Annotated in this window: 10 protein-coding genes; 5 read left to right on the top strand and 5 right to left on the bottom strand. The window is 69.2% G+C overall.

The genetic code is table 11. The annotated features are described in order from the left end of the window. Positions 1-585, bottom strand: a 585-nt coding sequence (locus I0Q12_RS33745; RefSeq protein ID WP_307846480.1) for an alpha/beta hydrolase, incomplete at its 3' end; no start/stop codon positions are given. A 240-nt stretch (positions 586-825) separates the two neighbouring features. On the opposite strand from I0Q12_RS33745, the gene mqo reads away from it, so the two are divergent. The 3 genes from mqo to I0Q12_RS24120 all read left to right on the top strand — a co-directional run bounded on the left by mqo (position 826) and on the right by I0Q12_RS24120 (position 5,201). Continuing rightward, the gene (gene mqo / locus I0Q12_RS24130; protein ID WP_197255456.1) at positions 826-2,355 is read left to right on the top strand and encodes a malate dehydrogenase (quinone); all 1,530 of its coding nucleotides are present in this window, start codon (positions 826-828) and stop codon (positions 2,353-2,355) included. 90 nt (positions 2,356-2,445) lie between these two features. After that, complete coding sequence (gene cobA / locus I0Q12_RS24125; RefSeq protein ID WP_197255454.1) at positions 2,446-3,696, top strand: uroporphyrinogen-III C-methyltransferase; 1,251 nt, start codon at positions 2,446-2,448, stop codon at positions 3,694-3,696. An 83-nt stretch (positions 3,697-3,779) separates the two neighbouring features. Further along, positions 3,780-5,201 carry an MFS transporter gene (locus I0Q12_RS24120; RefSeq protein WP_231611331.1) on the top strand — a complete coding sequence of 474 codons (1,422 nt, stop codon included), beginning with the start codon at positions 3,780-3,782 and terminating at the stop codon, positions 5,199-5,201. 12 nt (positions 5,202-5,213) lie between these two features. On the opposite strand, the gene I0Q12_RS24115 is transcribed toward I0Q12_RS24120, so the two are convergent. From I0Q12_RS24115 to yaaA, 3 genes are all read right to left on the bottom strand, one after another. After that, a complete protein-coding gene (locus I0Q12_RS24115) occupies positions 5,214-8,000 on the bottom strand; it encodes a cation-translocating P-type ATPase (protein WP_197255452.1) in 2,787 nt (928 codons plus the stop codon). A 35-nt stretch (positions 8,001-8,035) separates the two neighbouring features. Beyond that, on the bottom strand, positions 8,036-8,917 hold the full coding sequence (gene ppk2, locus I0Q12_RS24110) for a polyphosphate kinase 2 (protein WP_197255449.1): 882 nt from the start codon (positions 8,915-8,917) through the stop codon (positions 8,036-8,038). A 66-nt stretch (positions 8,918-8,983) separates the two neighbouring features. Next, positions 8,984-9,727 (bottom strand): peroxide stress protein YaaA, encoded by a 744-nt coding sequence (yaaA, locus tag I0Q12_RS24105; RefSeq protein WP_197255447.1) that lies wholly within the window; start codon positions 9,725-9,727, stop codon positions 8,984-8,986. 53 nt (positions 9,728-9,780) lie between these two features. On the opposite strand from yaaA, the gene I0Q12_RS24100 reads away from it, so the two are divergent. Beyond that, positions 9,781-11,523: a proline--tRNA ligase gene (locus I0Q12_RS24100; RefSeq protein ID WP_197255445.1), complete on the top strand. Its 1,743-nt coding sequence runs from the start codon at positions 9,781-9,783 to the stop codon at positions 11,521-11,523. A 103-nt stretch (positions 11,524-11,626) separates the two neighbouring features. After that, positions 11,627-12,292 carry an O-methyltransferase gene (locus I0Q12_RS24095; RefSeq protein WP_197255443.1) on the top strand — a complete coding sequence of 222 codons (666 nt, stop codon included), beginning with the start codon at positions 11,627-11,629 and terminating at the stop codon, positions 12,290-12,292. A 92-nt stretch (positions 12,293-12,384) separates the two neighbouring features. Here I0Q12_RS24095 and I0Q12_RS24090 read toward each other — a convergent pair. Beyond that, a partial coding sequence (locus I0Q12_RS24090) for an SDR family NAD(P)-dependent oxidoreductase (RefSeq protein ID WP_197255442.1) occupies positions 12,385-13,052 on the bottom strand: 668 nt, incomplete at its 5' end.

Raw genomic sequence — 13,052 nt, 5'->3', positions numbered from 1 at the left:
GTCGAGCTTCTTCAGTGGGATGACGTCCTTGGGCCGGATCCGCCCGAGGAGGTCGATCGCGAGGGTGCCGACGTTGCGCAGATAGGACGGTCCCTGCAGGTCGAACCAGGGGCTGTTGAGGACGACCCCGCGGATTCCGGCGCCCGCGGTACCGCCTGGACGCTTGTTCAGCCGGTCCAGCCACAACGGCAACACCAGCCCGCCCGTCGAATGCGCGACCAGCAGCACATCCCCGCCGGTCTCGGCCCGCACGATCCGCAACGCCTCCTCGAGCTCGGCGGCGTAGTACGAGAGGTCGGTGACGAAGTGCGGAGTGTGGCCCGGGGCGCGTGAACGGCCGCATTTGCGCAGGTCCAGCGCGAAGAACCGGTACCCCTGCGCCGCGAAGTGCTCAGCGAGGTGCTGCTGGAAGAAGTAGTCGGTGAACCCGTGCACGTAGAGCACCGCGCGGCGCGGAGCGTCGCCGGCGGGCTGATAGCGGACCAGGGTCGCGCTGATTTCACCTTCCCCGTCGGGATCGGTGCCGAGGGGGAGAACGAGCTGCTGATAGCCGTCACCGAGGATGTCGGGCTGCCAAGTAGTCACTATCACACTGTATTGGTGTTCATGCCGGATCGTGGTCGGGGCACAATTGGGGGGAAGGAAACGCCGAGCGACGTGCGGGTAACCTATTCGTCGCAGTCGGCGCGGCTGTGGTGGTTCCCAGATCCGGTTCGTGATCGAACGGAAGTGGAGCGGGACCACGGACGTGCACGGGACACCCTCGCGACGCGATCCCTGCGGATTCTGCGGCGCGTGCGAACAGACAAGGAAGTCGATCCTCCAGTGTCAGACAACGTGTTAGAGGCGAAGACCGATGTAGTGCTCATCGGCGCGGGCATCATGAGCGCTACCCTCGGTGCGCTGCTCCGCCAGTTGCAGCCCGACTGGTCGATCACCGCTTTCGAGCGGCTCGACGCCGCTGCCGCGGAGAGCAGCGACCCCTGGAACAACGCCGGTACCGGCCACTCCGCGCTGTGTGAGCTGAACTACACCCCGGCCAAGGCCGACGGCACCGTCGACATCACCAAGGCGATCAACGTCAACGAGCAGTTCCAGGTCTCGCGCCAGTTCTGGGCCTACGCCGTCGACAACGGGATCCTGTCCGACCCCAAGGACTTCATCAACCCGATTCCGCACGTCAGCTTCGTGCACGGCGCCGCCGACGTGAAGTACCTGCGCGCCCGCTACGACGCGCTGGCCGGCCACCCGCTGTTCGCGGGCATGGAGTACTCCGAGAGTCCCGAGCTGTTCTCCGAGCGTCTCCCGCTCATGGCCGCGGGCCGTGACTTCTCCGACCCGGTGGCCCTCAACTGGACCTCGACCGGTACGGACGTCGACTTCGGTGCCCTCACCAAGCAGCTCATCAACAACGTCGCCGCCTCCGGGGGCACGGTGTTCTTCGGTCACGAGGTGACCAACCTGTCGAAGCAGTCCGACGGCAGCTGGATCGTCAAGGTCCGCAACCGCCGGACGGGCGAGAGCCGCAAGGTCAACGCCAAGTTCGTCTTCGTCGGCGCCGGCGGCGGTGCCCTGCACCTGCTGCAGAAGTCGGGGATCAGCGAAGCCAAGGGCTTCGGCGGCTTCCCCGTCTCCGGTGCGTTCCTGCGCTGCACCAACCCCGACGTCATCGCGCAGCACAGCGCGAAGGTGTACGGCAAGGCCGCCGTGGGTGCGCCCCCGATGTCGGTTCCGCACCTCGACACCCGCGTCATCGGCGGCAAGCAGGGCCTGCTGTTCGGCCCCTACGCCGGCTGGTCGCCGAAGTTCCTCAAGCAGGGCGGCGTCCTGGACCTGCCGAAGTCGGTCAAGCCCAACAACATCATGTCGATGCTCGGCGTCGGCGCCACCGAACTCGGCCTGGTCAAGTACCTGGTCGGCGAGCTCACCCAGTCGCCCCGCGACCGGATCGTCACCCTCTCCGAGTTCGCGCCCAACGCCAAGCTCGAGGACTGGGAGCTGATCGTCGCCGGTCAGCGCGTCCAGGTCATCCGGCGCAAGGGCATCGGCGGTGTCCTCGAGTTCGGCACCGCCGTGGTCAGCGCCGATGACGGCACCATCGCCGGTCTGCTCGGTGCCTCCCCGGGCGCCTCGACCGCCGTGCCCGCGATGCTCGACGTTCTCGAACGCTGCTTCCCGAAGCAGTGGACCGGCTGGCAGGGCAAGCTTCACGAGATGGTGCCGTCCCTCGGCACGAAGCTGTCCGACGATCAGGCGCTGTTCGACAAGGTGTGGCAGTGGAGCACCAAGTCGCTGCAGCTCGACGTCACCTCCGTGGCGGAGACCACCGCCCCGATCGAGCCCGCGTCGGTCTGATCCGACCGTCACGACCCGACCCCGTCACAGGCCGGTCCGCACGCCGCGGACCGGCCTGTGTCACGAGGCCAACCAGAAGTGGGGAACCCGGTGCCTACCAATCCTGCAGACGAGTCGTCCACCAACGGGGCAGACGAGTCCAGCTACCTCGTCGGCCTGAATCTGTCCGGTCGCCGGGTCGTCGTGGTCGGCGGAGGTTCTGTCGCCCAGCGGCGGCTCGGACTGCTCGTCGCATCGGGTGCCGCGGTGCACGTCGTCACCCGTGAGGCGACGCCCGCCGTCGAGAGCATGGCCACCAAGGGCCACATCACCCTGGAACTGCGCGACTACCGCGACGGTGATCTCGAGGGCGCCTGGTACGCCATGGCCTGCACGAACGAGCCGGAGACGAACGCGGCGGTCGTCGCCGAAGCCGAACGCAACCGCATCTTCTGCGTGCGCGCCGACAACGCCCGCCGCGGCAGCGCCGTCACCCCGGCCACCGCGACCTACGACGGTCTGTCGATCGGTGTCCTCGCCGGCGGCGACCACCGCCGGTCCGCGGCGGTGCGCACCTCGATCCGGGAATCCCTCGCCGGGGGCGCCGCTGTCGCCGACACCGCGCCGGCCCCGGTCGGGGTCGCGCTCGTCGGCGGCGGCCCGGGCGACCCGGATCTGATCACCGTGCGCGGTCGCCGCCTGCTCGGTCGCGCCGACGTGGTCGTCGCCGACCACCTGGCCCCGCAGGAACTGCTCGACGAACTCGGCCCGCACGTCGAGGTCATCGACGCGTCGAAGCTGCCCTACGGCCGGGCGATGGCGCAGCAGGCCATCAACGAAACCCTGATCGACCGGGCCAAGGCCGGCAAGTTCGTCGTGCGCCTCAAGGGCGGCGACCCGTACGTCTTCGGCCGCGGCTTCGAGGAACTGCAGGCCTGTGCCGCCGCGGGCGTCCCGGTCACGGTCGTTCCCGGTATCACCAGCGCGATCGCGGTGCCGTCGGCGGCCGGCGTTCCCGTCACCCATCGCGGGGTCACGCACGAATTCGTGGTGGTCAGCGGACATGTCGCCCCCGACCATCCGGACTCGCTGACCGATTGGTCGGCACTTGCGAAGCTGCGCGGCACGCTGGTGCTGCTCATGGCGGTCGAACGTATCCAGCAGTTCGCCGACGCCCTGCTCGCCGGGGGCCGTCCCGCGGACACACCGGTCGTCGTCGTGCAGGAAGGCACGCGCCGTACCCAGCGCGTTCTGCGCGCCGAGCTGCAGACCGTCGCGGCGCGAGTGCGCGACGAGCAGATCCGGCCGCCCGCGATCATCGTGATCGGACCGGTCGCCGGTCTCACCGCGGATTCCGAGTGAATCGGATGCTGGGTAACGTCGACGCCGTGCCGGACCCCTCGAACGCCGCCCGTTCCGCGACCGCCCGGGCTCTCGGCGCGGCCATGCTCGTCCTGAGCGGGCTGCAGTTGATGGTCGTGCTCGACGGCACGGTCGCGAACCTGGCGCTCGCGCCGCTGCAGGCCGACCTGGGACTGTCCGACGCCGGCCGTAACTGGGTGCTCACCTCGTACGCGCTGGCGTTCGGTGGTCTGATGCTGCTCGGTGGCCGGCTGGGCGACAGCTTCGGCCGCAAACGCATGTTCGTCGCCGGGGTCGGCCTGTTCACCCTCGCGTCGTTGCTGTGTGGCCTCGCGACCGGCGAGGCCATGCTCATCGCGGCCCGCGCGTTGCAGGGCGTCGGCGCCGCAGTCGCGTCGCCGACCGCGCTCGCCCTGGTCGCGACGACGTTCGCGCCGGGCCCCGCCCGCAACCGCGCAATCGCGGTGTTCGCGGCGATGACCGGCGTCGGCTCGATCGCCGGACTGATCCTCGGCGGCGCGCTCACACAGGTGTCCTGGCGCTGGATCTTCCTCATCAACGTTCCCATCGGTGTGCTCATCGCCGTCGCCGCGACCCTGGTGCTGCGGGAAACCGCGACCGAGCGCCTCGCGCTCGACGTGCCCGGCGCGGTGCTGGCAACCCTCGGCTGCACCGGTGTGGTGTTCGGTCTGAGCGAGGGACCCGAGATGGGCTGGGGCAGCCCGGTCGTGATCGGGGCGCTCATCGGTGGTGTCGTGGTCCTCGGGCTGTTCCTGCTCGTGGAGCGGCGCGCCGAGAACCCGCTGCTGCCGTTCGTGCTGTTCCGTGACCGTGACCGGGTCGCCACTTTCGTGGCGATCTTCTTCGCGGGGTCGGTGATGTTCTCGCTGGCCGCGTTCGTGGCGCTGTTCGTGCAGGACATCCTCGGTTACACCCCGCTGCAGGCGGGTCTGGCGTTCGTGCCGTTCGCGTTCGGTCTCGGCGGTGCCGCAGCGGTCGCCTCGAAGCTCGTCGTCCGGGTGCAGCCGCGCTGGCTGGTGGTCGCGGGCGCGCTGATCATGAGTGTGAGCCTGCTGTTCGGCTCGACCATGGACGAGACGGTGCAGTACCTGCCGACCCTGTTCGTGCTGGTGCTCGTCGTCGGGTTCGGCGTCGGACTGGCGTCCGTGCCGCTGCCGCTGTGCGCGATCGCCGGGGTCGGTACCCACGAGATCGGGCCGCTGTCGGCGATCGCCCAGGTCGCGCAGACCCTCGGCGGTCCGATCGGCTTGGCCGTGATCGGGGCGATGGCCACGTCGCGGACCATGTCGCTGGGCGGGACGTCCGGTGCGGTCGCCGACATGACCGAGGCGCAGCTGTCCGCGCAGGGCGCCGGCTACATGTTCGCCCTGGTCGGCTGCGCCGTGTGCGCGGTGATCACCGGTATCGCCGCGCTGTTCATCCGGTTCAGCCCGCAGCAGGTCGCGCAGGCACAGGAAGCCGAGAAGGCCGCCCAGAACGCCTGAGGCGGGCCGCCGTCACGCCACGCGGGCCCGCTGCGGCTCCACCGCGGTGGAGGCCGGGATCGGCGCCTGCGGGCCCGTGGCGCGGCGGCGTCGGATTGCCTTCTCGGCCTCGATCACGATCGGCACGACGACCGACAGTCCGATGCACGCGAGCCACTGGCCACCGGTCAGCGAGGTCGTCATCAGCAGCCGCTGCAGGAAGTCGAGTTCGACGGCGAGCACGGTGATGACCGTCGGGATCGCCAGGATCTTCACGGCTCCCAGAATGGGCGCTGCCAGGCCCGTGTCCGGATCACGCCGCATCACCAGCCCACCGAGGATCGACCCGAACGACATGACCACGAACGCCATCGTCATGGGCACGTTCGCGACGGTCGAACTCATCTCACCGGGCGCCAGCAACAGCGCGGCCAGCGCGACCGCGAACTCGACGGCGCCGTAGAAGACCCACTGCCACACGGCGAGCGGATTGGTGATCGGCACGGCCGGGTCGCGCGGTGGCTTGTTCATCAGGTTCGGCGGTGCGGGGTCGTGCATGATCACGATGACCGGGAACAGGGTGATGAAGAAGTTCTGGAACAGCACCATCAGCGGCGTGAGCGCGACACCGTCGTTGATATCGAACACGCTCGCGACCAGGAACAACAGGATCAGCGAGAACAGTTTCGCCATCTGGCAGCGGATGAACGCGACGATCTTGTCGTAGATGCTGCGCCCGAGGCTGATCGCGGTCACCAGCGTCCCGAAGTTGTCGTCGGTGAGGATCATGTTCCCGGCCTGCTTCGTGACCTCGCTGCCCGACCCCATCGCGACACCCACGTCGGCCTGCTTGAGGGCTGCCGCGTCGTTGACGGCGTCGCCGGTCATCGCGACGATCGCGCCGCCACGCTGCATGAGTTCGGCCAGGCGCAGCTTGTCCTGCGGGGTGACCCGGCCGAAGACGTGAAGGTTCGGCAGCGCCGCGGCCAGTTCGTCGTCGGACAGCGCCTGCAGTTCCGGACCGCTGATCGCGCCCGGACCGAGGCCGAGTTCGGCACCGATCGCGGACGCGGTGATCGCATGGTCGCCGGTGATCATGCGCACCTCGATGCCCGCGGCGTGCGCGGTGCGCACGGCCTCCACGGCCTCGGGCCGCAGCGGATCGATGATGCCCACCATGCCGACGAACGTCAGGTCCTCGACGAACGACATCGGATCGGCGATCACCTCGCTCTCCCGGCCCGGCAGCAGGCGCGCCGCGAACGCCAGCACCCGCAGCCCCTTCTCCGACATGCTGCGGTTGGCCGCGAGGATCTCGTCGCGCATCACGTCCATCGGTTCCGGCCCGGTCTCGGTGAACGCCGTCGAGCAGCGTGCCAGCACCACGTCCGGCCCGCCCTTGACCAGTTCGACGAACGTGTCGCCGCCGTCCAGCGGCAGCCGGTGGAAGGTCGCCATGAACTTGTACGCCGAATCGAACGGCACCTCCGCGACGCGCGGGTAGGCGCGCCGGGTCTCCTCCGCGTCGACGCCGAGCTTCGCGGCCAGCACCACCAGCGCCGCCTCGGTGGGATCACCGACGACGACTCCGCTGTCGGACACGGTGGCGTCGCTGTCGAGGCACAGCCCGTACGCCAGCCGCGTGAAGTCGGGAACCTCCGCACCGGCGACGTGCCGCACCGCACCTGTCTTGGCGTAGCCCTCGCCCTCGACGGTGAACCAGCGCCCGTGGAAGTACAGCGACCGGACCGTCATCTGGTTCATGGTGAGGGTGCCGGTCTTGTCGGAGTTGATCGCGCTGGTCGCGCCGAGCGTCTCGACGTCGTTGAGGTTCTTGACGACGGCCTTTGCGTCGGCCAGTTGCTTGGCGCCGTACGACAGCATCGACTGCACGAACGTCGGCAGGCCTGTCGGGATGGCCGAGATGGCCATCGAGATGCCCAGCAGCAGAACCGTGGTGACGCTTTGGCCGCGCAGCAGCCCGATCACCACGATGACCGCGACCGCACCCCAGGCGACGATGCCCAGCACCTTGGTCAGCGAACCCAGTTCGCGCTGCAGCGGGGACTTCTTCGGAGCCACCGCCGACAGCATCGACGCGATGCGACCCATCTGGGTCTGCATCCCCGTCTCGGTCACCACCATCGTCGCGGTGCCGCGGGTGACCGAGGTGTTCTGGAACAGCATGTTGCTGCGGTCGCCGAGCGTCACGTCGGGGGAGTCGAGGGTCGTCACATCCTTCGCGACGGGAGCACTCTCCCCGGTCAGCGCCGCTTCCTGGGTCTCGAGCGTGGCGGAGACGAGGATCCGTCCGTCCGCCGGCACCAGATCGCCGGCCTCCAGGTTGACGATGTCGCCCGGTACGAGCTCGGTGGAGGGGATCGCGGCCAGGGTGCCGTTGCGGGTCACCCGGGCCTGCGGCACCTGCATCTTCGCCAGCGCATCCACGCTGGCCCGGGCCTTCAACTCCTGGCGGGTCCCCAGCACGACGTTGAGCACCACCAGGCCGGCGACCGTGAGCGCCACGGGAATCTGGCCGATGACCACGCTGACGACGACGACCGCCACCAGCATCACATTCATCGGATCGGTGAGCTGGAGAAGCGCGACAGCCCAGATCGACGGTGGGGGTTCGGAGGCGATGACGTTGGCGCCGTAGCGGGCGCGACGCTCCTCCACGGCGGCGCTGGTCAGCCCGGACGACTCGTCGGTCGACAGCGCCGCCACCACGTCCGCGGGGCTCAGGGCGTGCCACGCGCGCGCGTCGTCGGGGGAGTCGGGGGCCCGGGTGTCACCGGATACGGATCTTTGACCGAGCATGCTCGCGGACCTCCTCGTTCCGGTGCGGCGCATCGTCAGTAGGGTGTGGGAATCCAGTCGACGACCACGCCGGGATCGCGATAACCGCCCGGTTTCTGTCGTTCGGGCAGCGTGACGGCGGGAAGCTCCAGCGGCTCGTAGGGCACCCGGCTGAGCAGGTGGCTGATGATGTTGAGCCGGCCGCGTTTCTTGTCGTCGTTGATCGCGACGTGCCACGGCGACCATCCGGTGTGCGTGAGCCGGAACATCTCGTCGCGGGCCCGCGAGTAGTCGTACCAGCGGCTGTACGACTCGAGGTCCATCGGCGACAGCTTCCAGATCTTGCGCGGATCGTCGATGCGGCTCTGCAGCCGCAACGTCTGCTGCTCCTGGCTCACCTCGAGCCAGTACTTGATCAGGATGATCCCGGACTGCTGGATCGCGCGTTCGACCGCCGGGACGAGCTGCAGGAACTGGTCGGTCTGCTCCTGGGTGCAGAACCCCAGGACGGGCTCGACGCCGGCGCGGTTGTACCAGCTGCGGTCGAAGATGACGACCTCACCCGCCGCGGGCAGGTGCGGCATGTACCGCTGGAAGTACATCTGCGACTTCTCCCGCTCGGTCGGGGCGGGCAGCGCCACGACGCGGAAGACGCGGGGGCTCACGCGTTCCGTGATCGCCTTGATGACACCGCCTTTCCCCGCGGTGTCCCGGCCCTCGAACAGGATGCACACCTTCGCACCGGTTGATCTGACCCATTCCTGCATCGCGACGAGTTCGGCGTGCAGCGACTTCAGGTGCTGCCGGTACTCCTTGTTCTTCATCGGCGGTAGGTCGGGAGCGCCACCGGTCGGCGGTGGGCGCAGTTCACCCGTGTGGGTGCGGGAATCGGTCCCCGCCTCGTGCCCTGCCTTGCTTCCCTTGGACTTCTTCCCCATGGGCGCTCCCGGGTCGGCCGTCGAGACCAGAACTATACGGCAGGACCAGCGGTTTCGGCGGAAAACTCAGGTCAGCACGATCAGCTCGGTGGGCGACGCGACCTCGACCCGCAGACCGGCTTTCGCGGCCACCCGCGCCACGGACCTGACGTCGGACGGTTCCGCGCGGGTGAGTACCAGCGCCCGGGCCAGCAGACCCTTGTGGTGCTTGTTGAAGTGGCTCACGACCTTGCGGGTGCCGTCGGGCTGTTCGGTGAGCACGGTCGCGGTCACCGCGCCGGGCACCGGACCGAGCTGCTGGTAGACCCCCGACCGCAGGTCGACGACGAGATCGCCGGCGGCCTCGGCCACCAGCGCGTCGGTCAGTTCCGGTTTCCACAGCGCCTGAAGGGTGCCGAAGCCCGGCAGCTTGGAGCCGCCCGAGAGCCGGTAGGCGGGAATGGGATCGCCCGCGCGCACCGCACCGAACAGCGCCGACCCCATCGCGAGCCGTCGGTATGCCTTCTCGCGCTGCACCCGGGTGAACGACGACGCGTCGAGCGCATCGAACAGCACCCCGGTGTATCGCTCGAGCGCGGGCCGGGTCGCCGAGACCCACAGCTTGGCGTTGCGTTCGATCTCGTCGGCCTGGGTGGCGCCGAGACCGAGGGCCCGCATCGACGCTTCGCTGTCGGCGGCCAGATCCACCAGCGCCTGGACGAGCATCTCGCGCGTGTCGGTGAGCTGAGGCATCGACAGCTCGCCCAGATCGAGGGGCGCGCCGTTGCCGCCGTCGGACTTGGTTTCGGAAGGAGGCAGAAGCACCAGCACAACCGGTAACCGTACCGAGGCCGGTTCCGGGCCTGCGGGTAGGCTGCCACTCCGTGATCACCCGCATGTCGCATCTGTTTCTCCGCACGCTCCGCGACGACCCGGCCGATGCCGAGGTCGCCAGCCACAAACTGCTCGTTCGCGCAGGCTACGTGCGGCGCATCGCGCCGGGCGTCTACTCGTGGCTGCCGCTGGGCCTGAAGGTGCTGCGGCAGGTCGAGCGCGTCGTGCGCGAGGAGATGAACGCCATCGGCGCGCAGGAGATCTCGCTGCCGGCGCTGCTGCCGCGCGATCCCTACGAGACCACCAACCGGTGGACCGAGTACGGCGACGGCCTGTTCCGGCTGCAGGACCGCAAGGGCGGCGACTACCTGCTCGGACCCACCCACGAGGAGATGTTCGCGCTCACCGTCAAGGGCGAATACAACTCCTACAAGGACTTCCCGGTCACCCTGTACCAGATCCAGACGAAGTACCGCGACGAGGAACGACCCCGCGCCGGCATCCTGCGCGGCCGCGAATTCGTCATGAAGGACTCCTACAGCTTCGACCTCACCGACGAGGGGCTGACCCGGTCCTACCAGGCCCACCGCGACGCCTACGAGCGGATCTTCGCGCGGCTCGGTGTGAAGTACGTGATCGTCTCCGCGACGTCCGGGGCGATGGGCGGCAGCGCGTCGGAAGAGTTCCTCGCCGAGTCCGACGCCGGTGAGGACACCTACGTGCGCTGCCTCGAATCCGGCTACGCCGCGAACGTCGAGGCGGTGAAGACGCTCGCGCCGGAGCCGATCCCGTTCGACGGCCTGCCCGACGCCGTGGTGCACGACACCCCGGACACCCCGACGATCGAATCCCTCGTCGCCTCCGCCTCGCAAGTCCTCGGGCGTGAGGTCACCGCGGCCGAGACCCTCAAGAACATCCTCGTGAAGGTCCGGCAGCCGGGCGGCGATTGGGAACTGCTCGGCATCGGCATCCCCGGCGACCGGGAGGTCGACGACAAGCGCCTGGAAGCCTCGCTCGAACCCGCCGAGGTCGAGTTGCTCGGCGAGTCCGACTTCACCGCCAACCCCTTCCTCGTCAAGGGCTACATCGGCCCGAAGGCGTTGCTGGACAACGGTGTTCGCTACCTCGTCGACCCGCGCGTGGTGGACGGCACGAGCTGGATCACCGGCGCCGACGAAGAAGGAAAGCACGTCTTCGGGCTCGTCGCCGGCCGCGACTTCACCCCCGACGGCACCATCGAGGCTGCAGAGGTCCGCGACGGGGACCCGTCGCCGGACGGCGCCGGCCCGCTCGTCTCGGCGCGCGGCATCGAAATCGGCCACGTCTTCCAGCTCGGCCGCAAGTACACCGACGCGTTCGCGGTCGACGTCCTCGGCGAGAACGGCAAGCCGGTGCGCCCCACCATGGGCTCGTACGGCGTCGGCGTCTCCCGCCTGGTCGCGGTGATCGCCGAACAGCAGCACGACGACAAGGGCCTGCGCTGGCCTGCCGAGGTCGCGCCGTTCGGGGTGCACCTGGTCATCGCGAACAAGGACGACGCGGCCCGCGAGGGCGCCGAGGGCCTGTCCGCCGATCTCGACAAGGCGGGCGTCGAGGTTCTGCTCGACGACCGCAAGGCGTCGCCGGGTGTGAAGTTCAAGGACTCCGAACTGCTGGGTGTGCCGCTCGTCGTCGTCGTCGGACGCGGATGGGCCGAAGGCAACGTCGAGCTGCGTGACCGCTTCACCGGCGAATCCCGCGAAGTGCCGGTCGAGTCGGCGCTGCAGGAGATCCTCGCGGCCGTGCGCGGCTGATCCCTCTCCTTCGGCTCTCGCCTTCAGCCGAGCGAACGTACCGTTCGCTCGGCTGAAGGAGCGGAACGTACCGTTCGCTCGGCGGGCAGGGCAGACTCGGGTCATGACCGACGATCCGACGTGGCAGACGACCGACGCATATCTCACCGACACCCTCATCGGCCCGGACGACGCGCTCGACAGGGCCCTCGCCACGAACGCCGACCAGGGACTGCCGCCGATCGACGTGTCGGCGCCGCAGGGCAAGTTCCTGCACCTGCTCGCCCGGGCGATCGGCGCACGGAAGATCCTCGAGATCGGCACGCTCGGTGGGTACAGCACCATCTGGTTCGCGCGCGCCGTCGGCGAGGCAGGCCGCGTTGTCACCCTCGAATACGAACCGCACCACGCCGAGGTGGCGCGGGGGAATCTGGACCGCGCCGGGGTCGGTGACATCGTCGATATCCGGGTCGGTGCCGCGCTGGATTCACTGCCGGACCTCGGGTCCGAGGCCCCGTTCGACCTGGTGTTCATCGACGCCGACAAGGAGAACAACCCGCGCTACGTGCGTGCGGCTCTGGAACTGTCGCGCCCGGGCACCGTCATCGTCGTCGACAACGTGGTGCGCGGCGGATCGATCACGAACGCCGAACTCGACGACGAGCGCGTGCGGGCGAGCCGTGAGGTGCTCGAACTCATCGCCGCCGAACCGCGGCTCGACGGGACCGCCCTGCAGACGGTCGGCAGCAAGGGGTGGGACGGTTTCGCGCTGGCGCTCGTGACCGGCTGACGCCGCCCCGCCGGCCCCTGATCCGAGCGAATGTACCGCCCGTCTCCTCAGACCGACCGGATGTACCGCTCGCTCGGGAGAAGGCGGGCCGATCAGAACAGCGGGCCGCCCCCGAACACGCTGCGGTGCGACGGCGGCCGGCGGCCGTCGAGGTCGGTCAGGTCGTAGTCGCGGGCGAGTTCGGCGGTGACGAAGGTGTGCCCGCTGCGCTCGGCGAGTTCGGGGTCGTCGGTCAGCGCCGCGACGACGGAGCCGACGAACTCGGGCGACTCGGCGTCCGCGACCGGGAACCCCGCGATGTCGGTGAGGCCGCTCGCGACGATCTTCTCGGTGCGCACGATGCCCGGCCACAGCGACACCGCGTGCACATCGTGTTCGCGCAGTTCGTCGGCCATGTCGAAGGCCATCTTGTCGAGGCCGGCCTTGGAGATCCCGTACAGCACCGAATGCAGGCGGCTGCGGGTGCCGAACGACGAGATGTTGACGATCAGGCCGGTGCGTCGCGGCACCATCATGCGGGCCGCGGCGACCGATGCGACGTAGTGCGCGCGCAATCCGAGCCCGATCAGGCTGTCCCAGTCGTCGAGCGGTCGTTTCCAGAACGGGGTGTCGAACCCGCCGAATCCGCGTGGACCGGCCCACACGTTGTTGACCAGCAGGTCGAGCCGGCCCTCCTGGTCGTCGGCGACCTGCGCGAACACCTTCTCGATCGCCGCGTCGTCGCAGTGGTCGCACGTCAGCGCGTGCCCGCGACCGCCGC

The organism is Rhodococcus sp. CX (assembly GCF_015865005.1).
GTDB lineage: Bacteria > Actinomycetota > Actinomycetes > Mycobacteriales > Mycobacteriaceae > Rhodococcus.
Note: the sequence above shows the minus strand (reverse complement) of the source record. Positions and strands in the feature narration are given on the sequence as shown.